This window comes from uncultured Roseobacter sp., assembly GCF_947495275.1.
Lineage (GTDB): Bacteria > Pseudomonadota > Alphaproteobacteria > Rhodobacterales > Rhodobacteraceae > Roseobacter.
On the sequence record NZ_CANLYL010000008.1, the window covers coordinates 59,627 to 82,363 of the forward strand.

The window sequence follows — 22,737 nt, forward strand, 5'->3', positions numbered from 1 at the left end:
CCACTTCAGCCGTCAGGCTAAGCCAGCACCAAGGCTAAAACAACGCACAAAACCGATGCCGCCGGTCAGGCGTGTTCGGCTTTGAGGTTGCGCAGTGCCACCCCCCAGAAGCGGACCGACAGCAGCAGACCCGCCAGCCCAAGACCCACCACAAGCCCGAGCCAGACGCCGATGCCTTCATACCCCAGCACAAAGCCGAAGAGATACGAGCAGGGAATGCCCACCACCCAATAGCTCAGAGCGGCACAGATCATCGGCACCTTGGTATCCTGCACGCCGCGCAGCAAGCCCAGAGCAATCACCTGCGCACCATCCACCAGCTGGAAAAGGGCGGCCATCGCCAGAAGCCCTGTGCCGATCAGCAGAATTTCGACGCGGAACGGCTCGTCATCCTGCATGAAGAGCGAAATCAACGGCTCCGGCATCGACACGAACACCACGATCGTCAGGGCCGCCATGCCCAGCGACATCCACGTCACAACCCAGGCGCCCTTTTCCATATGCGCCGGATCATGGCGCCCAAAAGCATTGCCCGCCCGGATGGTGGCCACATTGCTCAGCCCCATATGCACCATGAAGGTGATCGAGGCGAGCTGGACGGCGATCCCATGCGCGGCCAGCGGCACCGTGCCCAGCCAGCCCATCATCATGGCAGAGGCAGCAAAGAGGCCAACTTCACTCAGGCCGGTCAGACCAATGGGCAATCCCAGACGAAACACGCGGGTCAGCATTTGCCAGTCTGCCCGCCAGAGCCTCTGGAACAAGGCATGTTCCGGCAGGGCGGATCGGGCATAAAGTGTGACACCGATCATGGAGACCGTTTGTGTCATGACGGACGCAATCGCGGCCCCGGTGATGCCCAACTCGGGCGCGCCCCAATTGCCAAAGATCAGGGCGTAATTGATGACCGCGTTCAGCACCGCGCCGACAATGGTCATCCAGAGCACAAACTGCGTGCGCTCAAGGGCTGCGAGGTAGGATTTCAGCACCATCAACAGCAGCGCGGGCAAAATGCCCAGCCCTGCAACACGCAGATACATACTCGCATCTGCAGCCAGAGCTTCGCTTTGTCCCAGCGCCCGCAGGATCGGGTTCGACCAGATCATCACGATCAGCGAAATCAGCGCGAAGGCAAAGCTCAGCCAAAGCCCCATGCGGGTGGCGCGACGCAATCCGATCTCGTCACCTTCCGCCTCGAAAGAGGCGACCATTGGCATCACCGCCCAGGCAAAACCCGACCCGAAAATGAACAGGACAAAGAAGAACGTCGACCCCAGCGTCACCGCCGCCAGCGCCTCAACCCCGTACCAGCCCAACATCACCGTGTCGGTCACACCAATGGCCATTTGGGCAAGATGTCCGCCAATCAACGGCAGGCCCAATGTCAGAATCGCTCTGCCATGTTCTGGATATGTCATCGTTTTGCGCATGTCCGAGCCTTACGCTCAGGCGGCACCCGGTGGAAGAGGTCTCCGTGCTCAATTGCTGAAAAAAGATGCAACAGGTGTCACCGGGCCGCAGCCCTGTCGCTCGCGGAAGATGAGCGCGCGGCGGCTTCCCCCTCATCAAAGCCAGACCGCCCTCTTCTGTTAAAATCCGGCGTCTTCGGTTCGGTTTTCGAAATTTCCGAGGAAAACATCGATTTTGGCGTAAACAAAGCCGTTAATCGTCTCAGGACTGTTGACAGAAATTATGCCTCATAAGTACTTGAATGACAGGGAAAACCTGCCATTCTACCATTGCGGGAATTACATTGCCCCGCGCGGAGCCTACTGATGACTACCAAACCCGCCGTTGCGGCACTGACCGCGTTGCTGGCCGTTCCTGCCCTGGCCAATCCCATAGACAGGGTGCGCCCCGATGCGCCGGAGCTGGCAAACTTCGGGACATTGCCCATCGGTGTGCAAACGCTTGAGCTGGTCAATCCCGGGCAGATCGACATCGTCAATATCAACGGGGAGGACCAGCCTCTCTATGACCGACCGCTGACGGTGGAAATCTGGTATCCGGCCGCAGAAGGCACCCAACCGGGTGGCAGCTACCTTGCGACGTTGCGCGATGGTGCCACCAAGGTCACCCTGACCGGGCGTGCTGCACGCGATGCAGCGCCCACATCGGGGGAAACTTTCCCGTTGATTCTGATCAGCCACGGCTACCCGGGCAATCGTTTCCTGATGTCCCATCTGGGCGAAAACCTGGCCTCCAAGGGTTTCGTGACCGTCTCGATTGACCATACCGACAGCACCTATTCCGATCAGGAAGTCTTTGGCTCAACCCTTTTCAACCGCCCTCTCGATTTGCGATTTGTAATTGATGAGATGGGCGCGCTGGAAGGTGATCTGGGTGCCATCATCGACACGGATACCGTGGGCATCATCGGTTATTCCATGGGCGGCTACGGGGCCTTGATCTACGGCGGTGCCGGGGTGACACAGGCCGCTACGGAATACAGTTGGGGCACGCCGAACGGCCTGTTGGCCCGGCACCTTGCTGGATCGGAAAGCCATGAAGCGCAGATGGACCCCCGGGTTCGGGCGTTGATCACCATTGGCCCCTGGGGGCGAAACGCCGGATTCTGGGACACCAACGGCATGGCTGGATTACGGGTGCCAACGCTGTTCATGGCGGGCGGCTCCGATGACGTCGCTGTCTATGAGGCGATCCGCTCGCTCTTCACCGATGCCATCAGCACGGACCGCCACCTGCTGACTTTTGAGTGGGCCAATCACAACGCCGCGGCACCGATACCGGCCCCGATAGAAGCCTGGAAACCCGCAGAGGGGCTCGATTTCATCCCATTTGAGCATTACGCCGATCCGGTTTGGGACACCACGCGGATGAATAACATCGCGCAGCATTTTGCCACTGCTTTCATGGATCTCTATTTGAAAGGGGATGTCAGCAGGCGGCCCTATCTGGACCTGATCGAGAATGCGGATATGGGCATCCTGGCACTTGATGAAGAAGCCAATCCAACCGATGACCACACTTACTGGACAGGTTTTCCGCCACGGACCGCCAAGGGTCTTCGATTTGAGACACTTCTGGCTGGCGAATAGAACCTTCGCCGGCCAAGCAACGATGTTCCTGGCACCCAACAACAAAAAAGGCCCGCCGCAATCGACGGGCCGTTCTTAGATTTGGGCTGCGACTGGCGTCAGCTCAAGATTGTTTCTTCTTGCGCGACCGCAGCGCACCCATGCCGCCAAGACCGGCAAGCAGCATCCAGCCAGCCGCTGGCAGTGGCACCGGCGTCAGGTTGATGTTGATATCGCCATGACGCGCACGTGTCAGAGCTGAATCGATCGCTGTGGGTCCATCATAGTTGTTGCCAACTGTTGCCACCCAGGTGAACCAGCCCGCACCGCCAAGTCCGGCGTTCTTGTCATTTGCGCCGTCACCCAGCTGGAACGGAATATCTTCAACCAGCGGATCCGGGAAAGCCGTCAGCGTCAGCAGCAGACCTTCGAGATCACCGACACCTGTCAGTGTCGCGGAGCTGATATCAAAGAACGACCAAGTCAGATCGTCATTATTCCCACCGCCGGTTTTGATCCGGTCGCCCTGCTCGTTTGGCGTACGCAAGCTGTAGGAGACATCGAGATCAAATTGGTAGTTCGATGTCACATTGTTCTGGATCGTTCCGGACAGATTGGCGGTCGCATTGTTCGCGCCAACCACAAACTCGCCGGGGCCGGGCACAAACTGCCAGTAGGCATTCACACCGCTGAACAGGCCGGGCAGCCAGACCGTGTGGTCATTGCCATTGGTCGTTACGCTGGTCGCCTCATAGGTGCCTTCGTACATGGTTGCCGCTTCGACATCGGCTGCAAACAATGTGGCTGCTGACACTGCCACCGCAACGGCACCACCTTTAAAAACATTAAAACTCATTCTTAACTTCCCTCATCCCTTTAAATGAATGGCGGGGCGCCTGATCTTTTCAGATCGCCACAGACCATCGGTTACTACGTTAACGGTTTCTCGCGCGCCCAATTTATTCACATTTGCGTCAAACACCATATAATTTCCGCAATAACCTTTAAAAATCAGCCTGTTCTCCCGCTATACGAGAACAATCGCCCTCTTCGTCCGAATTCTGCGATGCCTCTACCTGCTTCAACACCCGAACTCCCGGTGCGCGGGAATTCGCCGCAATCGAGAAACAGGCTTGACGCGGGGTGATTCGCGCACGGTATGCCTGCGTGGCCGAGACTGACTGTACGGCTCCGCATGCCTTCGGAAAGACCCTGACCATCGGCCCAGCGGAGCACGGGCGCTACCACATTTCGAGTGGGTCAGAACGTCCGCTGGCCCTTCCCCCGCCCCGACCCCTCTGCCATACTTGGTGCCAATCAATAATCAGAGGTTCGAGCCCATGCCCAACGATCTGCTCAGCAAAACGGATACCCCCGACTATGACGCCTCCTCGATCGAGGTGCTTGAAGGGTTGGAGCCTGTACGCAAACGCCCCGGCATGTACATCGGCGGCACCGATGAACGCGCGCTGCACCATCTGGTGGCCGAAGTGCTCGACAACTCCATGGACGAGGCCGTCGCCGGGCACGCCACGCGCATCGAGGTCGAATTACACGACGACTACGCCGTCACCATCCGCGACAACGGGCGCGGCATCCCCATCGACCCGCACCCCAAATTCCCCGACAAATCCGCGCTGGAAGTGATCCTCTGCACCCTGCACGCAGGCGGCAAATTCTCCGGCAAGGCGTACGAGACCTCCGGCGGTCTGCACGGTGTTGGGGCCTCAGTGGTCAACGCGCTGTCGGACAGCATGGTCGTGCAAGTGGCCCGCAACCGCGAACTTTATGAACAGCGCTTTTCACGCGGCCTGCCCCTCGGCCCGGTCGAAAAGGTGGGCCAGGCCCCCAACCGCCGCGGCACCACCGTCACTTTCCACGCCGACGCGGACATCTTCGGGCACCACCGCTTCAAACCCGCGCGGCTTTTCAAATCCATCCGCTCCAAGGCCTACCTCTTCTCCGGCGTCGAAATTCGCTGGAAATCCGCCATCGACGACGGTGAAACGCCGACCGAGGCCACATTCCACTTCCCCGGCGGCCTTTCCGATTACCTTGGCGAAACGCTGGGTGCCTCCACCACCTATGCCGACAAACCCTTCGCCGGCACCGTCGATTTCAAGGAAAAATTCGGCCAGGCGGGCAAGGTCGAATGGGCCATCAATTGGACCCCCTCGCGCGATGGCTTCATCCAGTCCTACTGCAATACCGTCCCCACCCCGGAAGGCGGCACCCATGTGGCGGGCTTCTGGGCCGCCATCCTCAAGGGCATCAAGGCCTATGGCGAGCTGGCGGGCAACCGCAAAGCCGCCCAGATCACCCGCGAGGACCTGCTCTCGGGGGGCTGCGCGCTGGTCTCCTGCTTCATTGCCGAACCCGCTTTTGTCGGCCAGACCAAGGACCGCCTCTCCACCGAAGCCGCCCAGAAAATGACCGAAGGGGCCGTGCGTGATCATTTCGACAACTGGCTGGCCGCCGACACCAAATCTGCAGGCGCCATCCTCGATTTCCTCGTTCTGCGCGCCGAAGAACGCCTGCGCCGCCGTCAGGAAAAGGAAACCGCCCGCAAATCGGCCACCAAGAAACTGCGCCTGCCCGGCAAACTGACCGATTGCACCTCCAAGGACCGCAGCGGCACGGAATTGTTCATCGTCGAGGGCGATTCCGCCGGCGGCTCCGGCAAGGGCGCGCGCAACCGCGAAACCCAGGCCCTGCTGCCGCTCAAGGGCAAGATCCTCAACGTGCTGGGCGCGGCCTCGTCGAAACTGGGCAGCAACGCTGAAATCAACGATCTCTGCGAGGCGCTTGGCTGTGGCATGGGCACGCGGTTCAACCTCGACGATTTGCGCTATGACAAGATCATCATCATGACCGACGCCGATGTGGACGGCGCGCATATCGCGGCCCTGCTGATGACGTTTTTCTTCACCCAGATGCGCCCGCTAATTGACGCAGGCCACCTCTATCTCGCCTGCCCACCCCTCTTCCGCCTGACGCAAGGGCCGCGCCGTGTCTACTGTCTGGACGAGGCCGAAAAGGACCTCTGGCTGGAAAAAGGTCTGGGCGGCAAAGGCAAAATCGACGTCTCCCGCTTCAAGGGCCTGGGCGAGATGGACGCCAAGGATCTGAAAGAAACCACCATGGACCCCAAGACCCGCAAACTGATCCGCGTGTCAATTGACGAGGACATGCCGGGAGAGACGGGCGATCTGGTGGAACGTCTGATGGGGAAAAAGCCGGAACTGCGCTATCAGTACATTCAGGAGAACGCGAAATTCGTGGAGGAGTTGGATGTTTGAGTGAACCAATTAGTGCAGCTCAAAACTTAGCCGAATTCTTCAGCATGCAATGGGTCGACGTTCTTTCTGCGCTTCTCACGCCATTTATTGCCATATTGGGTTCCCTGATTGCATATCGACAATGGCGGCTTGCAAAACTCAACCTCAAAGAAAAGTTGTTTGAGCGCCGGTACCGCATAGTCGATGCAGCTAAAGAATATACGATTCAGTCGCGCTTCGGCCCTGAAGAAGACGCGCGTATCGCCCACGACGGGCTAATCCGTGTGATGGGTGAAGCTAAGTATCTTTTCTCGGAAGAAGTCCATATCACGCTGCTGGAGTTGCAGGATGCCATCAGGAAGAAGCGCCTAAACGAGATTGTCATGAACGCTCGCGGAGCAAGAATGACCGAAGAGGATTGGAATAAAGTAATTGATCAAACCAGCATTTTGGGTGGTTCCATTCAAAAGACCTTTGAGAGAATTGAGACCATAACCGCGCCTTTCATGACACTTTCCGATGACAAGTGACTGAGTTCTTGATAACTGCCCGAGGCCCCGCCTCGGGCCGCGCCCGACCTCCCCCCAGGGAGGGCGCATTTCATGCTCTCTCGATGCCATCGCATCCCTACGGGCTGAAAAGGTCCACTGGACCTTTTACAAGACGCCCTCCGGCCCGAGGTCGGACGCGGCCCTTTCCATCTGCTGCGCATAATCCCGCTTCGTCCGGTGCTCCGCCCGCTCCCGGCTGAAACGCTCCCCCGGGGGCGTTTCCGAGACGCCGCTCACCCCACACACAAAGTTCACAAAACGGTGCACAGCCTGTGCACGCATGTCATACACATATCATACCCGCATATTACCAACCCAAGGCACCTTCAGCACAGTGCTGACCCGGGGCCCCGGCGCGCTTGCCGCAACAGATCACAATTCGACCATCGGGTGAAAAAACCGGTTGATCCCGGCAGTGCTTTCGGGCCCACTCACCCCATGCGTTGCGTGGTCATTGGTCTTGTCGTTTCTCTGGGGTTTCTCGCGTCCTGCGGGCGTCCCTTGACGGAAGGTGAAGTGGCTTTTGCCCGCACAATCCATGGCGACACCCTTGATGTCGAGCGGGTCCGCATCGTGAATGGCGCGCCCACCCGCGCCGTCACCTTCCGGCGCAAACCGCGCCCGCGCACCACCTGTCGGGAACGTATTCTGCCGCCGATCACGGATGAATTTGTCACCTCCAAACCCGCCGCCGTTGCCGTCTACAACCATATCCTGTTTGACCGTGACTGGTATCTTGACGACTACCTTCCCGACTACCCCGATCAGATTAATCTTGTTGCAGCAATGCTTTACGCCCATGAAATTCTGCACGCATGGCAATGGCAAAACCGCAAAAAGACAGGCTACACGCCGCTGCGCGCGGCCTTTGAGCACGACGGGGCCAGCGATCCTTATCTTTTCGATCTGAAGGCCGAGCCGAAATTTGATGACTTCGGATATGAGCAACAAGGCGCCATCGTCGAAGAGTTCGTGTGTTGCCGCGCCCTCGATCCGGCGGCCCCGCGCACCCACCGGTTGCATGCGCTGATTTCGCAGGCCATGCCCGTGGCCCCGCTGCCGCAATCGCGCGCCTATGACGTCGCCGTGCCCTGGGACGGGGTGGAGATCGACGGGATTTGCAGCTGATCTATTGCGTTTTCGAAATAGCTTGAAACACACCTTATCACCCAACGCGTTGAAATCTGTGATTTCAGGCAGCGTTAGATGATTCAGGTTTTCCGAAAACGGCTTTAAGGCGTTTGAATCGCTTCCAGATATTTCAGGAGGTCACCTACGGGCCGCGCGGTTCGGACCCTTCCCGAAGCCAGCCGCACCCGCTTTCTGCGATCGCTTTGCAACGCGTCAAACGGGGTCATCTGACGCCCCCTCAAGCCACCTGCCGCGTAGCCTTCCAAGGCCTCAAGAACGTCATCGACAGGAAACTCTCCGCCGTTGCGGGCTGTCAGCGAGGTCAAATCTGGCGGCGTCTTACTCAACCCGGCAACACCTGCGCCCCCACCGCCACGGGCGTCCAGACCATGACAAATGGCGCAGTTGCTCAAATACAGATCGGCGCCGTCCAAATCGCGGTTCTTTGATGGAGACCCGCAGGCGGCAACGCTGCCCAGCACAAGGCAAGCGAATAATGAAATACGGATCACGCGACCTATCCCTCACGATTACTGGACCGTGTCGTGATGGATGCACGATCCGCCTTGCTCAATCAGGCCAGCGACGCCATGGTCACCATACCTTCTCGACAGCATACAGGAGACTTATGAATGGCCCATTACGCAGTGATCATGTTGCTTGCGGGAATAGGAATTCCGGTGCTTGCGGCGCTGAATGCAGCCCTTGGGGTAAAGATCGGATCTCCAGCGGTTGCCGCTACGGTTTTGTTTTCCATTGCGTTTTTCAGCTGTGTGATCGTGATGATCGTCACCGGCCCTCAAGCCCTTGCAAAAGTCACCGATGCCCCGCGTCACCTGTTTTTGGCCGGTGTGCTGATTGCATTCTACGTTTTGACAGTCACTTACATCGCGCCTCACTTCGGTGTCGGCAACGCAGTCTTCTTTGTGCTCATGGGCCAGCTGATCAGTACGGCGTTGATTGATCACTTTGGGCTTTTTGGCGCGCGCATCACGCCGATGGGAGGCACACGCGCGCTGGGGATCGCCCTGATGGCGCTAGGCGTTTTTGTCACTCAGAAGACCTAGGTCCTTCGGCCAGTTCATGCAGCCGCCTCCAAACGGATTCAACGACCTCCACTGATTCCATGGTTTGTCGATTTTGGCCCGGCATACGCGCCCCGTCATCCATGCTCGCGGTCTGCGCCAGAGCGGCAACCCGGGCCTCAAACTCTGGCGACGTGTCCGGGTCAATCACAATATAATACTGACCTAAATCATGCGGTGGGCCGTCCCGGGCTTTGAGCGGTTTCACATTGCGTGACAGAACCGACCCGGTCATCCCTGCGGCCAGAATCTCGGCCATCAGGCCAAACCCCCATCCCTTGTACCCGCCCATGGACACCAGTGACCCTTGCAAGGCAACCTCGGGATCAGTCGTGGGGTCACCGTGTTCGTCCAACGCCCAACCCAGAGGAATATCCTGCCCCATGGCTTTGGCCATGGTGATCTTGCCCAAAGCCACCGCAGTTGTCGATTGATCGAACTGCATGGCAATCCCGCCCGCGCCATCGGGCACCGAAAACGCGATCGGATTGGTGCCAATCACACGTGTCTTGCCACCCGGTGCGGCAACGATAGGCGACGCGTTGGTAAATCCAATGCCGATACATCCGGCAGACGCAATCTGTTCGGTGAAATAGCCCAAGGACGTACAGGTGTGCGCATGACCGATTGCCAGGGTCGCAGTGCCATACTGCCGCGCCGCATCCAAAGCTGGCGCGAGACCATGCGCAAAAGCCGGTTGAGCAAAGCCAAAACCGGCGTCGACATGGACAGCAGCAGGGCGCGGAGTGCTCACAACGGGCGTGACATCGCCACGGACCCGTCCTGATTCCAGCTGCAGACAATAGCTCTCAACGTAGTAGAGCCCGCAAATCTTGTTACCCAGGCTTTCTGCCACACGCACGGCCCGCGCGACTTCCGACGCGGGAAACGGAGACGCGCCATAAGCAAGGAGCGCTTTTTTGGTCAACAATTCAATTTCGTCCAGCGAACGATGGGCCATAAGACGCCTTTCCTGAGCCAAGTTTCGCCAACGTTGCTCAAAAGAAAGCGGTAGCGTCAAGCGCGGTCGTATCAGATTGATGCCAGCTGACCCGCATCAAGACGGATTTGACGGTCCATACGCGCAGCAAGATCCAGATTGTGCGTCGCGATGAGCGCGGAGAGCCCGGTAGCCCGTACCAGGGTTATAAGAGTGGCAAAGACCTGATCCGAGGTGGCCGGATCAAGATTGCCTGTCGGCTCATCAGCAAGCAGCAGTTTCGGTTCATTTGCCAGGGCCCGACAAAATGCGACGCGTTGCTGTTCGCCGCCCGACAGGGCCGCAGGCCGATGAGCGGCACGCTCAGCGACCCCGACACTGGCCAGCAGTTCCTGCGCACGGCGCTGTGCGACAGATTGTGAGGCACCATTGGCAAGCTGCGGCAGCACAATGTTTTCCTGAGCTGAAAACTCGGGCAGCAAATGATGGAACTGGTAGATAAAACCAACATCCGTGCGCCGCGCTGCGGTGCGTCTGTTGTCGGACAAAACGGTCATGTCGGCACCGGCAATTTCCACGCGGCCCTTGTCCGCGGTGTCCAATAACCCGGCGATGTGCAGCAACGTGGATTTCCCCGCACCTGAAGGGGCGACAAGGGCCACGACTTCCCCTCGCTCCACGGTCAGGTCAATCCCGCGCAAGACACGGACCTCATTTGGCAAACCAAGATTGTAGGACTTCTCAATCCCACTAAGCGTCAGCACGGGGTCACTCATAACGCAAAGCTTCTACAGGGTTCAGCCGCGCGGCCCGTCGGGCGGGAAAGATCGTGACAATGAATGACAAACCCAAAGACAGGGCGATTGCAGACAACACATCGTCAAGGTGTAACTCTGCGGGTAGCGCGTAGATACCGCGAATAGACGGATCCCATACGCCGCCACCCATCAGGACATTCACAAATGAAAATATCGGGTCGATATAGAGCGCGAAGAGTGAGCCCAGAATGACCCCGAACACGGTGCCGATAATGCCGGTGAAGGCGCCGCAAATGAAGAACACGCGCAAGATCGACCCTTGCGACAGTCCCATGGTGCGCAGGATGCCGATATCGCCTCCCTTGTTTTTGACCAGCATGATCAAACCAGAAACGATGTTCATCGCCGCGATCAATACGAGGATCGACAAGATGATGAACATCACGTTGTCCTCAACCTCAAGAGCGCGCAGAAAACTACCCGACGCATCGCGCCACGTCCAGATTTGCCCGCGTTCGCCAGCGGCCTGCAACAGGGCTGGCGCCAGTTTTTCGACCGAGTCAGGTTCCTCAACCATAACTTCAAGTTCGTCGGCTAAGCCTTCTCGGTTAAAGAATGATTGAGCGTCTGATATTGGCAGATACGCCCGTGTCCGATCAATATCGTAACGTCCGGCCGTAAAGATGTAGGTCACCTCATAGGCATTTACACGCGGCGACGTTCCGAACGCGGTTTTCACGCCGTTGGGTGAGATGATCTTGACCTTATCGCCAAGCCCCACGCCCAATTCCCGCGCTATGCCGGACCCGAGCGCGATCCCTTCTTCAAATCTGCTGAGGTCCCCGATGGAGGCGTCCGGGTTCACGATGCGTGGCAACGTCATCAGATCGGCGGGCGCGATCCCGTAGATTTCAGCACCCGCGTTGCTGCCCTGAAAGGCGGCCATCACCTGACCGCGCACCAGCGGGGCCGCGCGTGTCACACCCGGCACAGCGGCGACACGGGCGGCGATCTCTTCGTAATTCTTGATAGTGCGGTCAACGCGGCCCCGGGGGGTCACCTCGCCCAGCGAGTAAACCGTGACATGCGCATTTGCGCCCAGAATGGTGTCCACGAACTCGGCCCGGAAACCCGACCTCACAGCAAGCGTTGCGATCAGGGCAAATACTGCCAGCGTTATCCCGATCAGACTGATCCAGGTCATCACGCTGACGCCGCCCTCTGCGCGGCGCGCCCGCAGGTAACGCCAGGCAATCATCCATTCAAAATAGGCGAAAGGCGGTGGTGAACTGGCCATATGTCGTCCTGCGTAGATTTGGCTGCAACCTGAGGCTTTGACGACAGAGCGTCAAGCAAGCTTTAGCTTGCGGCGCACCGGCCATCGCAGAACCGCCAGAAGTGCGCCAAATCCAAGCGCCGATGTGATAAACCCGGCCAACGCAAAGAGCAATGTGGCCAATGTCATGGGAAAAGCCGGTTGGAAAGCCGCCCAGGTGCCCCGCGCAATCTCCGCATCTGACAGGTGGCCCACATGATATGCCCGCATGAACGGGCCTTTCCCCGTCAGCGCTGAAAAATCTGCTTGCAGAATCTCATACCGCCTGATTGCGCGCGTCATGTCTGCGCGACGCCGTTCGACGAAGGCCGTACCGCGCATTTGCGTCAAGGCCTCTTGTCGGGTCAGACCCACGGCAGCAGCGGATGCATCAAATTCAGCGACCACCTGCTCCAGAGCGTCGACAGCTCCTCCAAGACGTTGCAAATATTGTTGCGAATATGCGGGGAATTGCGCTGCCCCAAAGGCACCGGCAATTCCGGCGGCCAATGCCAAACTGCGAAGGATCATATCTGCGCTCCTGCTCACCCCCCGGCAGCACGACGCAAATCATAGCAGAGAGCGCAGAACCAGCAAAGCCTCAGATGTAGGTATGAAAGGACCTGTTGCCCATCATCGGCACATGTTCGCTGGCTGTGTGGCCGTTATAAACATCGGCGATCTTCTTGATTGCCTGCTCAGGCGGCAGTTCCTCGCTCTCGCCTGTCCGGCGACTGGTGACTTCGACGACGCCGTTCTTCAGACCACGCGGCCCGACGGTGATGCGCCAGGGCAGGCCAATCAGGTCCATTGTCGCGAATTTACCGCCCGCGCGTTCGTTGCGATCATCGTAAAGCGGCTCCAGCCCCAGCGCCTGCAGGCTGGCATAGAGGCTTTCGCAGGCGGCATCCGCTTCGGCGTCACCTTGCTTCAAGTTGACGATGCCACAGTGATAGGGTGTCACGCCTTCGGGCCAGATGATCCCTTTGTCATCATGGCTGGCCTCGATGATCGCCCCAACCAGCCGGCTTACACCGATGCCGTGGCTGCCCATATGGACCGGCGTGGCTTTGCCGTCCGGTCCCTGAACCGTTGCCCCCATCGCATCAGAATATTTGGTGCCAAAATAGAAAATCTGCCCCACTTCGATGCCACGTGCGGTGCGGCGCCGCTCTTCGGGGATGGCATTGAACAACACCTCATCATGGGTTTCATCCGTACGCGCGTATTTCGACGTGAATTCCTCAAGCACACCGGCGCATTGCTCGACACTGTCATAGTCGATGTCGCGGTCTCCGAAACTCAAATCGGTCACGGCGCTGTCGTAGAAAACTTCTGATTCTCCGGTATCGGCCAGCACAAGGAATTCATGGGTGTCATCCCCGCCAATGGGTCCGCTATCCGCGCGCATCGGAATGGCCTGAAGCCCCATGCGCTCATAGGTACGCAGGTAGCTGACCAAATGGCGATTGTAGGCGTGCAGCGCGTCTTCCTTGGTCAGATCAAAGTTGTATCCGTCTTTCATGAAAAATTCGCGCCCCCGCATCACGCCGAAACGCGGGCGCATTTCATCGCGGAATTTCCACTGAATGTGGTAGAGCGTCATCGGCAGGTCTTTGTAACTACCCACATGGCTGCGGAAAATATCCGTAATCATCTCTTCGTTGGTCGGACCGTAGAGCATGTCACGGTCCTGACGGTCCCGAATACGCAACATTTCCGGCCCGTAGGCATCATAGCGACCGCTTTCGCGCCATAAATCCGCCGATTGCAGGGTCGGCATCAGCATCGGAATGTGACCCGCGCGCACCTGTTCTTCATGTACGATGTTTTCAAGCTTGCGCAGCACCTTGAAGCCAAGCGGCAGCCACGAATAGATCCCGGCCGCATTCTGCTTGATCATGCCCGCACGCAGCATGAGGCGGTGGCTCACAATCTGCGCCTCAGCAGGGTTTTCACGCAGTACGGGCAGGAAATAGCGGCTCAGGCGCATGGATAAGTCCTTCGGTCAAAATCCTCATTGGGCCTGACTATGACAAACGACGGCGACCCGCAATCAGGCAATATTGCCGGAAAGCCGCTGAAACTTGCGATCCGCAAGAGGTCATGCACGATCCATTGGGACTGTGACAGATTTTCAGAGAGATGTTCACGGAAACGCGAGCGATGTGATCCATCGCCCGCGTCCCTCCGTACCTTTTTCACATGTCAAAAGGCATGGATGCACACAACGAAGGTATGAAACATGACAACTTTTCGCAAGATCGTCGCGATCACAGCTACGGCACTGACATTCGGAACGGCCGCCAAAGCAGCCGACATTGTCGAAATCGCTTCCGGTGATGAACGCTTCTCCACACTTGTGGCAGCCGTTTCCGCCGCTGGCCTCGTCGAGACACTGCAAGGCCCCGGACCATTCACCGTTTTCGCGCCTGTCAATGATGCTTTCGCCGCCCTGCCGGAAGGTACTGTGGAAACACTTCTGAAGCCTGAAAACAAAGGTCAGTTGACCGACGTTCTGCTCTATCATGTCGATGACCGCAAACTGACGGCGGAAATGATCCCGAACGGATCGAACTATTTCAAGCCTGTCCTCGCCTCCGAACGCCTGTGCATCAGCAAAGGCTCTGATGGCGTCTCCATTGCCGATGGGACAGGGGAGACAGCCACCGTCGTCATCGCGAATATCGAAGCCGACAATGGTGTGATCCATGTGGTCGACAAGGTGCTGCTGCCTGGGACGCGCCCAGCCTGCCACTAGATCCATCAACAATTCCATTTCAGGGCCTCGCGTTGCGGGGCCCTTTTTTTTGCATCGTCAATTGGCGCGGCACCGCCCCGGGCGCGTAATCAGGCCTCAATTCGCTTGAAACAGCAGCGCGCATGGGCGATGTCACAGGGGCATCAGATTTTCGGAGCGCTCGATGGCCCTGCCCGTACACAAACAGATGACCTATTGGGGAATCGCCACGGCGGTTTTTCTGATCGTCCTATGGTCGCTGGGTCACGTGCTTTTGCCCTTTGTGCTGGGAGGGGCCATTGCCTACTTCCTTGATCCAGTTGCCGACCGGCTGGAAAATCTTGGGCTAAGCCGCATTGCCGCAACCGGCCTGATCACCATTGCAGGCCTCCTGGTCTTTGTGCTGATGGCGCTTCTGGTCATTCCAACGCTCGCAAGTCAGGCCCTGCAACTGTTCAATGTCGCTCCCGACTATGCCAAGAGCATCTCCACCTTCCTGACGGAACGGTTCCCTTCCCTGCTCGACGAGAGCTCGACACTGCGGCAATCCATCAACACTTTGGGGGAGACGGTCCAGAATCGCGGTGCCGAAGTCCTGCAAACTGCACTGAGTTCGGTCGCATCCCTTCTGAACGTGGTGGTTTTGCTTGTCGTCGTTCCGGTCGTCTCGGTTTACCTCCTGCTTGATTGGGACCGTATGGTCGCCCGCATCGACGAGCTGTTACCCCGTGATCATCGCAATACCATCCGGATGCTGGCAAAAGACATCGATGCGACGCTTGCCTCTTTTATCCGGGGCATGGGGACGGTCTGCCTGATACTGGGCAGCTACTATGCGATTGCATTGATGCTTGTTGGTTTACAGTTCGGCCTCGTTGTTGGCTTTGTCGCCGGGCTGGTCACCTTTATTCCCTACCTTGGCGCGCTGATCGGTGGCGTTCTGGCCATTGGTCTGGCGCTCTTCCAGTTCTGGGGCGACTGGGTTTCCATTGGTCTTGTCGGAGGGGTTTTCGTGATCGGGCAGGTGGTCGAAGGCAATATCCTGACACCCAAACTTGTGGGCAGTTCTGTCGGTTTGCATCCTGTCTGGCTCATCTTCGCCCTATCGGTATTCGGCGCGCTTTTCGGATTTGTCGGCATGTTGGTGGCCGTTCCGGTTGCTGCGGCCATCGGCGTCGTCGCACGCTTCGGGATCGCGCAATACAAGCAATCCCTGCTGTATCGCGGCCTTTCGGATCGCGACGAGGGCTGACATGCCAGAACAGCTGAGCTTCGACTTGCCAAGCGTCCCGGCGCTGGGACGCGCAGATTTCATGGTTGCGCCATCCAACGCCGTTGCCGTCGCCATGATCGAAGCCGCACCTGCTGGCAAACTTGTTCTGACCGGCCCCGAAGGATCAGGCAAGACCCATCTGGCGCATGTCTGGGCCACCAAGGCGAAGGCGAAGATCATATCAAGCCTCGATCTGAATGAAGCCGATATTCCAGTGCTGGCACAGAGATCAATCGTCGTGGAAGACGTCCCCGAAATTGCAGGCGACGCGGACCAACAGAACGCCCTTTTTCACCTTCACAATCTGGTTCTGGCAGAAGACAAGGCGCTGCTATTGACCGGACGTGGTGCCGTGCGCGACTGGGGGATCACCTTGCCTGATCTGGCCAGTCGCGTTGCCGCAGCGCCAAGTGCCTCTCTTGAGTTGCCCGATGACACGCTGCTCGCGGCAATTCTGGCCAAGCTTTTTGCGGACAGGCAGCTCACCCCGAAACGCGACCTCATTCCCTATCTGATCACCCGTATGGACAGGTCATTTGCCGCGGCCCGCGACCTGGTTGATCGCCTGGACACAGCGTCATTGGCGCAAAAACGCCCGATATCACGGGTACTTGCCGCAAGCTTGCTGGACAATGAGGTAAAGAGCGCGCGATAATTGTCACACGCCATTCATACATTTCGACCACAAGGGCCGCATGACACAAGCCGACTTCCTGACGTCCAAATTTCCACCTGCAACAGAAATGTCCGATCTCGATACAGAGGGACCGGCGCGGTTTTTTAATCGCGAACTGAGCTGGCTGGGCTTCAATTGGCGGGTTGTCGAAGAAGCCGAAAATCCCCGCGTTCCTTTGCTGGAGAGATTACGTTTCCTGTCAATTTCCGCCACCAATCTCGATGAGTTTTACACCGTTCGGGTCGCGGGTCTGCGCGAGTTGGCACAGGCCGGAAACACGACACCCGCCGCCGACGGATTGAGCCCTGCGGAGCAACTGGCGCTGATTGACGAGAACGCCCGTCGACTGATGGTCACCCAACAGCGCGTGTTGGTCACTCTGCTCAAAGAAATGGAAGCGGAAAACATCTCCGTGCTGCGACGTGACGACCTGACGGATGCGGACAAAACCTATCTTGAGGATGTTTTCCTGACGCAGGTTTTCGCGGTTCTGTCCCCATTGGCGATTGATCCCGCGCACCCTTTCCCTTTCATCCCCAACACCGGCTACGCGCTGGCGCTTCAGCTGGAACGTAGCTCCGACAAGCGCCCTTTGCAGGCCTTACTGCCCATTCCGGCCCAGATCGACCGCTTCATCGCCCTGCCCGCAGAAGATGGGAACTTCCGGTTCCTGCCTCTGGAAGAGCTACTTGTGCTCAACATTGCGGGCCTTTTCCCCGGCTATAAACTGAAGGCGCATTTCGAGTTCCGGGTGTTGCGGGACAGCGATCTGGAAGTCGAGGAAGAAGCCGAAGACCTCGTGAGGGAGTTCGAGGTGGCGCTCAAACGCCGCCGCAGAGGCGAGGTGGTCAGGCTGACCCATTCGGCGGGCGCGCCGGAAAAACTCAAGGCCGTGATCATGGAAGAGCTTGATGTCGACCTCGAAGAAGTGATCGAGATCGACGGTATGATTGGCTCCGCCGACCTCAAGGAATTGGTTCTGGACAGCCGCCCCGATCTTTTGTGGCCCATGTTCACTCCGCGCGTGCCGGAACGTGTCACCGATCACGACGGCGATATGCTGGCGGCCATCCGCTCCAAGGATATGCTGCTGCACCACCCCTATGAAACCTTTGATATGGTGGTCCGTTTCCTGCAACAGGCCGCCCGGGATCCGCAGGTCGTGGCGATCAAGCAGACGCTCTATCGCACGTCCCGTGACAGCCCGATTGTCGAGGCCCTTTGTGAAGCGGCAGAGGACGGCAAATCGGTTACGGCACTGGTCGAGCTCAAGGCGCGCTTTGACGAGGCCGCCAACATCCGACAGTCACGCAGGTTGGAACGCGCAGGCGCGCATGTGGTCTATGGGTTTCTCGACCTCAAGACCCACGCCAAGATTTCCACCGTTGTGCGGCGCGAAGGCAATCAACTGGTGACCTATACACACTATGGCACGGGCAATTATCACCCGATCACAGCGCGTATTTACACCGACTTGTCGTTATTTACCTGCGATCAGCGGCTCGGGCGCGATGCCACCAAGGTGTTCAACTACCTGTCAGGTTATGCACAACCTGACAGCCTGGACAATCTTGCTATTTCGCCCACCACCCTGAAGCCGCGACTGCTCGAATTGATCGCCGCGGAGGCCGCGCATGCAAAAGCGGGCAAGCCCGCCGCGATCTGGGCCAAGATGAATTCGCTGATCGACAGCGAGGTCATCAACGCGCTTTACGCCGCAAGCCAGGCTGGCGTGAAGATCAGCCTCGTGATCCGCGGCATTTGCGGATTGCGCCCCGGTGTTGCGGGCCTCAGCGACACGATCCGCGTCAAATCCATTGTTGGCCGGTTCCTCGAACACTCCCGTATCGTCTGTTTCGGCAATGGTCATGGGTTGCCCCACAAGAAAGCGCGCGTATTTATTTCCTCTGCCGACTGGATGGGGCGTAATCTCAACCGCCGGGTCGAAACGCTGGTGGAAATAGAGAACGCCACGGTCAAGGCCCAGATCGTCAGTCAGATCATGGCAGCAAACCTCGCCGATGTGGCGCAAAGCTGGGTCATGGGGCCAGATGGCACCTTCGAACGACCGCCTTTGCCCGAAGGGGCGTTTGCGTTCAACTGCCACCGGTTTTTCATGGAAAACCCCTCGCTATCAGGGCGCGGGTCTGCTGGCGCATCAGACGTGCCCAAGCTCACGCACACCGAGGACTGACGAACGGCGGACCAGGTGTTGGAAATCTGGACCTACATGGATTGACCCGTGTCAAAATATTGCTCAGGGTGACTGCGAAATCGACTGGATGCCTGCATGAGCCTACCAAGCGAAATTTCTGCGCCGAGAGCGCCGGATGGCACGCACCCTGATGTGGGTTTTTTCGGCAGACCCCTGTTCGAGGACCCAAGCGCGCGCGCCTTGTCCAGGGTCGGCGTGGTCGATGTGGGCTCTAACTCTGTGCGTCTGGTGGTTTTTGACGGGGCCGCACGGTCACCCGCCTATTTCTATAACGAGAAAATCATGTGCGCCTTGGGTGCAGGGTTATCAGACAGCGGCGTGTTGAATCCTCAGGGACGTGTGCGCGCATTGAGTGCTTTGCGCCGGTTTCAACATCTCGCGCAGGGCATGGGGCTGCCTGAGTTGACGGTTGTGGCCACGGCGGCGGTGCGTGACGCCAGCGACGGACCGGCCTTTTGTGATGAAGTCAAACGTGAAACCGGCTTGCGCATCTGGGTCATAGATGGTGAAGAAGAGGCCCGGCTTTCGGCGCAGGGCGTTCTGCTCGGCTGGCCCGGATCCTATGGGCTGGTATGCGATATTGGGGGCTCGTCGATGGAGCTTGCCGAGATATCGGACGGGCGTGTCGGGCGCCGCGTGACCTCCTCACTCGGTCCTTTGAAGCTGCGTGAAATCAAGGGCGGCAAAAAGGGCCGACAGGTGCACATCAAGGAAACCATGAACAGGCTGCACGACGCGATGGGGCCGCAGCCTGACAGGTTGTTTCTGGTTGGCGGCTCATGGCGGGCGATCGCCCGGATCGATATGCTGCGCCGGGGCTACCCGCTGCACGTCCTGCATGAATACCGCATGACGGCGCGGTCCGTCAGCGCGACCGTCAAATACATCCAGCAGTCGGATATTGACGAATTGCGTGGCGCCTGCGGAATTTCTGCCGCCCGGATGAGCCTTGTGCCTCTCGCCGCAGAGGTGCTCAGCCGTCTGGTGAAAATCTTCAAGCCGAAAGACATTGCCATCTCAAGCTATGGCATCCGTGAAGGCATGCTCTACGAGCAGATGCCACAACGGCTGCGTGACAGGGATCCGCTGATTGAATCCTGCCGATTTGCGGAGGCCAAGGACGCGCGCATGCCCGGTTTCGGCAAATCGCTATATGCCTTCATTCACCCGATTTTCAAATCTGCCCCTCCGCCGCGACGACGCCTGATCAAGGCCGCCTGTCTATTGCATGACGTCAGTTGGCGTGCGCATCCCGATTATCGGGCAGAGACCTGTTTTGACAATGCCACACGGGCCAACCTCGGTGGACTCAAACATTCCGAACGTGTCTTTTTGGGACTCGCCCTGCTGCATCGCTATTCCAACAAACGGCAAGGGACGCGCTTTGAGGAACTTTACGATCTGATTGACGACAAGACAAAACTGGAGGCGGAAATTCTCGGCAAAGCCATGCGTTTCGGGGCCATGCTCTGGATGACGCAGGACGCCGAACGCGGCACCCTGCGCTGGTTCCCCAAGAAACGCCAGTTGCAACTGCGCCTGACACCCGACATGGTGCCACTTTTCGGAGAAGTCGCCGAAGCGCGCTTGATGTCGCTCGCCTCATCGCTGGACGCGGAAGTCGAGATTAAAAAGCTGCGCTGACGGGGCGTCTATAGCTCGATTTGCGGCGACACTTCAGCATCGGGCAGCTCGTCAGGTTTCCGGCGGATGATGATGTCACCGTTTGGCAGGATTTCAGGGGCCTCATAGACCGACCAGTCTTCGATCTCGCCCATCAGCTTGGTCAAGGCCGGTCCCATTTCGTCGATGAACCCCCGCATGCCTTCCAGCGCCGGTTCCATCTCCAGAAGCAACCCCTCAAGAAATTGCTGTGCCCCACGCTCCATCATGGATGGCGCGTCGTCCTCCTGCGCCGCAAGCATTCCGGCACCGAAGCACAAAGCGATCAAAGGCGCAAAAACATGTCTCATGTGATCAATATAGTCACAAAACCGCGATTCTTCGAGGTCAGATGTCGAGATCAAGGGTCACCGGGAAATGATCGGAGGCTGTCAGCAACGCATCACGCAATGTTGGGTTTTCCCAACACACAGGGTCATCCGTGGGATGCCAGATCCGCCATGACGCATCTCGCCCCTTCAATTCCGGCGTCACCATGATGTAATCCAACAACGCCTGCAGATACCGTTTCTCGTGCTTGATCCAGAAGCGCGCCGAGGTCGGTGCGGCCCCCATTCGATGGGTCAAAGCTTGCCGCGCATGTGGATCATAAAGATCACCTGCCGCACCATTCATCACAATCTCAACCGACGACCGGCCAAAGAGCCCCTCAAAGGCATCGAGACCAGGACCGTCGTTCAAATCGCCCATGACCATCAGCGCGGTGCCGCGCCCCAGGTGCTGATCAATTCTGGCCCGCAACCAGATGGATTGTGCGAGTTGCTTCCGCCGGTTCGCGATGGCAAGTTTCATGGCGTGGGCGTCATCGCGCGCACCATGCGGAGCTTTTGATTTCAGGTGCGCACCGATGATGTGAAAAAGAAATCCGCTTTTGGTTTCCACATCCAGTTCCAGCGGCGGTTTGGAAAAACTGACGCGGTCTTTTGTTGCATCCACGTCCAGATCGATCTCGAAAACACCATCGAAACGCGGCACATCAACGGTGCCCGATTGCGGCGCGTGGCGCGCGGAAAGGGCGTCCGGATCATAGAGCAGAGCAATTTCCTGCTGCGTATCATTCATGAAACCCATCACGGCGGACCGGGCGCGCAATCCAAAATGCGCCGCAAAATTCTCCAGCGCCGTAACGGTGCTACGACGACCATTTGCATCCGGCGCTTCGATGATCATGACCGCATCGGCATCCATCGCACGGAAGACCACGCCCAGAGCCTCTGCCTGCTGTGCACGGGTCACCTTGTAACGCGCGGAACATCCGCCATCAGGCAACAAGCGATCTTCCCGGTCAAACAGGTTTGTGAACCATTCGACGTTGTACGTCGCCAGGCGCATCAACTCTGCGCGCTTTCAATCTCGTCCCAGGCGCGGTTGATATCGGCCATGCGTTTTTGCGCTAGTTGCATAGCTTCTTCGGGCACGCCACGCGCCATCATCGCGTCGGGATGGTTTTCGCGCACCAATCTGCGCCAGGTCTTGCGAATCTTGGCGACGGGTGTTTGCGGCGTGACACCCAGAACGGTGTAGGGATCCTGTTGCACATCCGGTGCAAAACGCATGCGCAACGCGTTGAAATCCGATTGCGGCAATTCGAAAATTTCAGTCACCCGCTCCAGAAAGACATCTTCATTCGGGTGATAAACGCCATCGGCCACGGCAATGTGAAACAACCCTTCCAGCAGGTCGCGCAGGGTTTCAGGCTGGGAGGAAAACATCGTTTTAATACGCTTGGCGTAATCCTCGTAACCCGCCACATCCTGACGGGCGAGATTAAAGACCTTTGCGGCCCCTGCTTCATCTTTCGCAGCAATATGAAAGACTTCGCGGAAAGCAGTTACCTCGTCACGCGTGACTTGTCCGTCCGCCTTCGCCATTTTCGCACCCAAAGCTACCACGGCAATGGCAAAGGCGACCGACCGCTCGGGCGGAGAGCGCAGGCGGTCGAAAACCTGCGACAGGCCTTCACCGGCAGTCAGCGCAGAGAGCGCTTCGGAAATACGTGACCAGATTGACATGGCGCAGACCTTATCTGTTGCGTGCGGGCATGTCAGCGGATG

21 protein-coding genes are annotated in these 22,737 nt (G+C 58.3%); 10 read left to right on the plus strand and 11 right to left on the minus strand.

All coding sequences use genetic code 11. The features are described from left to right. Positions 1-65 precede the first annotated feature (65 nt). Positions 66-1,430: an MATE family efflux transporter gene (locus Q0802_RS15215; RefSeq protein WP_366523332.1), complete on the minus strand. Its 1,365-nt coding sequence runs from the start codon at positions 1,428-1,430 to the stop codon at positions 66-68. A gap of 345 nt (positions 1,431-1,775) precedes the next feature. Between Q0802_RS15215 and Q0802_RS15220 the strand changes: the two genes are divergently transcribed. Continuing rightward, a complete protein-coding gene (locus tag Q0802_RS15220) occupies positions 1,776-3,059 on the plus strand; it encodes a dienelactone hydrolase (RefSeq protein WP_298919776.1) in 1,284 nt (427 codons plus the stop codon). Between the two features lie 103 nt (positions 3,060-3,162). On the opposite strand, the gene Q0802_RS15225 is transcribed toward Q0802_RS15220, so the two are convergent. Then, positions 3,163-3,894, minus strand: a complete 732-nt coding sequence (locus Q0802_RS15225) for a VPLPA-CTERM sorting domain-containing protein (protein WP_298919778.1) — start codon at positions 3,892-3,894, stop codon at positions 3,163-3,165. A 484-nt stretch (positions 3,895-4,378) separates the two neighbouring features. On the opposite strand from Q0802_RS15225, the gene parE reads away from it, so the two are divergent. From parE to Q0802_RS15240, 3 genes are all read left to right on the plus strand, one after another. Further along, complete coding sequence (gene parE / locus Q0802_RS15230; RefSeq protein WP_298919780.1) at positions 4,379-6,337, plus strand: DNA topoisomerase IV subunit B; 1,959 nt, start codon at positions 4,379-4,381, stop codon at positions 6,335-6,337. Then, positions 6,334-6,846, plus strand: coding sequence for a hypothetical protein (locus Q0802_RS15235; RefSeq protein WP_298919782.1), 513 nt, complete (start codon positions 6,334-6,336; stop codon positions 6,844-6,846). The genes parE and Q0802_RS15235 overlap by 4 nt, the downstream gene beginning before the upstream one ends. Positions 6,847-7,305: 459 nt before the next feature. Next, positions 7,306-7,995 (plus strand): hypothetical protein, encoded by a 690-nt coding sequence (locus Q0802_RS15240; RefSeq protein ID WP_298920148.1) that lies wholly within the window; start codon positions 7,306-7,308, stop codon positions 7,993-7,995. A 104-nt stretch (positions 7,996-8,099) separates the two neighbouring features. Here Q0802_RS15240 and Q0802_RS15245 read toward each other — a convergent pair whose 3' ends face one another. Beyond that, positions 8,100-8,510: a c-type cytochrome gene (locus tag Q0802_RS15245; RefSeq protein ID WP_298919783.1), complete on the minus strand. Its 411-nt coding sequence runs from the start codon at positions 8,508-8,510 to the stop codon at positions 8,100-8,102. 120 nt (positions 8,511-8,630) lie between these two features. Here Q0802_RS15245 and Q0802_RS15250 point away from each other — a divergent pair, with 120 nt between their 5' ends. Beyond that, the gene (locus tag Q0802_RS15250; protein ID WP_298919785.1) at positions 8,631-9,065 is read left to right on the plus strand and encodes a DMT family transporter; all 435 of its coding nucleotides are present in this window, start codon (positions 8,631-8,633) and stop codon (positions 9,063-9,065) included. On the opposite strand, the gene Q0802_RS15255 is transcribed toward Q0802_RS15250, so the two are convergent. From Q0802_RS15255 to proS, 5 genes are all read right to left on the minus strand, one after another. Continuing rightward, entirely contained in the window at positions 9,049-10,044 is a 996-nt protein-coding gene (locus Q0802_RS15255; RefSeq protein WP_298919787.1) for an Ldh family oxidoreductase, read from the minus strand. The two genes, Q0802_RS15250 and Q0802_RS15255, sit on opposite strands and share 17 nt — an antisense overlap. A gap of 71 nt (positions 10,045-10,115) precedes the next feature. After that, positions 10,116-10,799 carry an ABC transporter ATP-binding protein gene (locus Q0802_RS15260; protein ID WP_298919789.1) on the minus strand — a complete coding sequence of 228 codons (684 nt, stop codon included), beginning with the start codon at positions 10,797-10,799 and terminating at the stop codon, positions 10,116-10,118. Continuing rightward, the gene (locus Q0802_RS15265) at positions 10,792-12,078 is read right to left on the minus strand and encodes a lipoprotein-releasing ABC transporter permease subunit (RefSeq protein ID WP_298919791.1); all 1,287 of its coding nucleotides are present in this window, start codon (positions 12,076-12,078) and stop codon (positions 10,792-10,794) included. Before Q0802_RS15265 ends, Q0802_RS15260 begins: the two co-directional genes overlap by 8 nt. A gap of 51 nt (positions 12,079-12,129) precedes the next feature. After that, positions 12,130-12,627: a DUF2937 family protein gene (locus Q0802_RS15270; RefSeq protein ID WP_298919793.1), complete on the minus strand. Its 498-nt coding sequence runs from the start codon at positions 12,625-12,627 to the stop codon at positions 12,130-12,132. A 70-nt stretch (positions 12,628-12,697) separates the two neighbouring features. Further along, a complete protein-coding gene (gene proS / locus Q0802_RS15275) occupies positions 12,698-14,089 on the minus strand; it encodes a proline--tRNA ligase (RefSeq protein WP_298919795.1) in 1,392 nt (463 codons plus the stop codon). Positions 14,090-14,341: 252 nt separating this feature from the next. Between proS and Q0802_RS15280 the strand changes: the two genes are divergently transcribed. The 5 genes from Q0802_RS15280 (at position 14,342) to Q0802_RS15300 (ending at position 20,644) form a co-directional block, all read left to right on the plus strand. Further along, entirely contained in the window at positions 14,342-14,857 is a 516-nt protein-coding gene (locus Q0802_RS15280) for a fasciclin domain-containing protein (RefSeq protein ID WP_298919796.1), read from the plus strand. A gap of 163 nt (positions 14,858-15,020) precedes the next feature. Further along, positions 15,021-16,088 carry an AI-2E family transporter gene (locus Q0802_RS15285; protein WP_298919798.1) on the plus strand — a complete coding sequence of 356 codons (1,068 nt, stop codon included), beginning with the start codon at positions 15,021-15,023 and terminating at the stop codon, positions 16,086-16,088. Position 16,089: 1 nt separating this feature from the next. Further along, positions 16,090-16,764 carry a chromosomal replication initiator DnaA gene (locus Q0802_RS15290; RefSeq protein WP_298919800.1) on the plus strand — a complete coding sequence of 225 codons (675 nt, stop codon included), beginning with the start codon at positions 16,090-16,092 and terminating at the stop codon, positions 16,762-16,764. A gap of 40 nt (positions 16,765-16,804) precedes the next feature. Beyond that, positions 16,805-18,979 (plus strand): RNA degradosome polyphosphate kinase, encoded by a 2,175-nt coding sequence (locus Q0802_RS15295; protein ID WP_298919802.1) that lies wholly within the window; start codon positions 16,805-16,807, stop codon positions 18,977-18,979. A gap of 96 nt (positions 18,980-19,075) precedes the next feature. Further along, complete coding sequence (locus Q0802_RS15300; RefSeq protein WP_298919804.1) at positions 19,076-20,644, plus strand: Ppx/GppA family phosphatase; 1,569 nt, start codon at positions 19,076-19,078, stop codon at positions 20,642-20,644. Positions 20,645-20,652: 8 nt separating this feature from the next. Here Q0802_RS15300 and Q0802_RS15305 read toward each other — a convergent pair whose 3' ends face one another. The 3 genes from Q0802_RS15305 to Q0802_RS15315 are packed head-to-tail and all read right to left on the minus strand — an operon-like array spanning position 20,653 to position 22,695. Continuing rightward, positions 20,653-20,973, minus strand: coding sequence for a hypothetical protein (locus Q0802_RS15305; protein ID WP_298919805.1), 321 nt, complete (start codon positions 20,971-20,973; stop codon positions 20,653-20,655). A gap of 37 nt (positions 20,974-21,010) precedes the next feature. After that, positions 21,011-22,015, minus strand: coding sequence for an endonuclease/exonuclease/phosphatase family protein (locus Q0802_RS15310; protein ID WP_298919807.1), 1,005 nt, complete (start codon positions 22,013-22,015; stop codon positions 21,011-21,013). Then, a complete protein-coding gene (locus Q0802_RS15315; RefSeq protein ID WP_298919809.1) occupies positions 22,015-22,695 on the minus strand; it encodes a molecular chaperone DjiA in 681 nt (226 codons plus the stop codon). The genes Q0802_RS15310 and Q0802_RS15315 overlap by 1 nt, the downstream gene beginning before the upstream one ends. Between the last annotated feature and the right edge of the window lie 42 nt (positions 22,696-22,737).

What these genes read in the sequence shown, in the direction of transcription:
- Q0802_RS15215 (WP_366523332.1), bottom strand. Translation starts at nt 1,430, where the DNA reads ATGCGCAAAACGATGACATATCCAGAACATGGCAGAGCGATTCTGACA.
- Q0802_RS15220 (WP_298919776.1), top strand. Translation starts at nt 1,776, where the DNA reads ATGACTACCAAACCCGCCGTTGCGGCACTGACCGCGTTGCTGGCCGTT.
- Q0802_RS15225 (WP_298919778.1), bottom strand. Translation starts at nt 3,894, where the DNA reads ATGAGTTTTAATGTTTTTAAAGGTGGTGCCGTTGCGGTGGCAGTGTCA.
- parE (WP_298919780.1), top strand. Translation starts at nt 4,379, where the DNA reads ATGCCCAACGATCTGCTCAGCAAAACGGATACCCCCGACTATGACGCC.
- Q0802_RS15240 (WP_298920148.1), top strand. Translation starts at nt 7,306, where the DNA reads ATGCGTTGCGTGGTCATTGGTCTTGTCGTTTCTCTGGGGTTTCTCGCG.
- Q0802_RS15250 (WP_298919785.1), top strand. Translation starts at nt 8,631, where the DNA reads ATGGCCCATTACGCAGTGATCATGTTGCTTGCGGGAATAGGAATTCCG.
- Q0802_RS15255 (WP_298919787.1), bottom strand. Translation starts at nt 10,044, where the DNA reads ATGGCCCATCGTTCGCTGGACGAAATTGAATTGTTGACCAAAAAAGCG.
- Q0802_RS15260 (WP_298919789.1), bottom strand. Translation starts at nt 10,799, where the DNA reads ATGAGTGACCCCGTGCTGACGCTTAGTGGGATTGAGAAGTCCTACAAT.
- Q0802_RS15265 (WP_298919791.1), bottom strand. Translation starts at nt 12,078, where the DNA reads ATGGCCAGTTCACCACCGCCTTTCGCCTATTTTGAATGGATGATTGCC.
- Q0802_RS15270 (WP_298919793.1), bottom strand. Translation starts at nt 12,627, where the DNA reads ATGATCCTTCGCAGTTTGGCATTGGCCGCCGGAATTGCCGGTGCCTTT.
- proS (WP_298919795.1), bottom strand. Translation starts at nt 14,089, where the DNA reads ATGCGCCTGAGCCGCTATTTCCTGCCCGTACTGCGTGAAAACCCTGCT.
- Q0802_RS15280 (WP_298919796.1), top strand. Translation starts at nt 14,342, where the DNA reads ATGACAACTTTTCGCAAGATCGTCGCGATCACAGCTACGGCACTGACA.
- Q0802_RS15285 (WP_298919798.1), top strand. Translation starts at nt 15,021, where the DNA reads ATGGCCCTGCCCGTACACAAACAGATGACCTATTGGGGAATCGCCACG.
- Q0802_RS15290 (WP_298919800.1), top strand. Translation starts at nt 16,090, where the DNA reads ATGCCAGAACAGCTGAGCTTCGACTTGCCAAGCGTCCCGGCGCTGGGA.
- Q0802_RS15295 (WP_298919802.1), top strand. Translation starts at nt 16,805, where the DNA reads ATGACACAAGCCGACTTCCTGACGTCCAAATTTCCACCTGCAACAGAA.
- Q0802_RS15300 (WP_298919804.1), top strand. Translation starts at nt 19,076, where the DNA reads ATGAGCCTACCAAGCGAAATTTCTGCGCCGAGAGCGCCGGATGGCACG.
- Q0802_RS15305 (WP_298919805.1), bottom strand. Translation starts at nt 20,973, where the DNA reads ATGAGACATGTTTTTGCGCCTTTGATCGCTTTGTGCTTCGGTGCCGGA.
- Q0802_RS15310 (WP_298919807.1), bottom strand. Translation starts at nt 22,015, where the DNA reads ATGCGCCTGGCGACGTACAACGTCGAATGGTTCACAAACCTGTTTGAC.
- Q0802_RS15315 (WP_298919809.1), bottom strand. Translation starts at nt 22,695, where the DNA reads ATGTCAATCTGGTCACGTATTTCCGAAGCGCTCTCTGCGCTGACTGCC.